Here is a 420-nt window from a genome sequence, read left to right as displayed (position 1 = left end):
TGGAAAAACTTTATGCAGCAAGTTGTAAATTCTGGTGAATTATTGATTTTAGTTATTCTTTCTTCATCTGTTAATTTTTTATTATCTAAATTAACAAAGTTTTAATTTTCCTTTTTGGAATTTTCATTTTCTTTTCTGTTATTACCCCAATTTTTATCATTTAAATTTATTACTATTTTTTGTCTTTCTAAAGCATTTTCCAATTTTGAATATTTAGCAGGTGATTTTGGTATTGAAGCTAATATTGCTGCTTCTCCAATAGTTAGCTCTGAAGGTAATTTATCAAAATAATTTTTAGCAGCATTTTTAATACCATAAGACCCTCTACCAAAGTTTATAGTATTCAAATATAGTTCTAATATTTCATCTTTTGTATATTTTCTTTCCATTCTAGTAGCTAAAACTAGAGAAGAATATGAA

1 protein-coding gene is annotated in these 420 nt (G+C 24.5%); it reads right to left on the bottom strand.

The features are described from left to right. Nucleotides 1–101: 101 nt before the first annotated feature. Nucleotides 102–420: transglycosylase domain-containing protein (locus BT993_RS06850; RefSeq protein ID WP_167359437.1), on the bottom strand; the 319-nt coding region annotated here is incomplete at its 5' end.

The sequence above is a fragment of the Streptobacillus ratti genome, assembly GCF_001891165.1.
GTDB classification, from domain to species: Bacteria; Fusobacteriota; Fusobacteriia; order Fusobacteriales; family Leptotrichiaceae; genus Streptobacillus; species Streptobacillus ratti.
The sequence above is the reverse complement of the archived record's forward strand: the minus strand, read 5'-3'. Positions and strand labels throughout refer to the sequence as shown.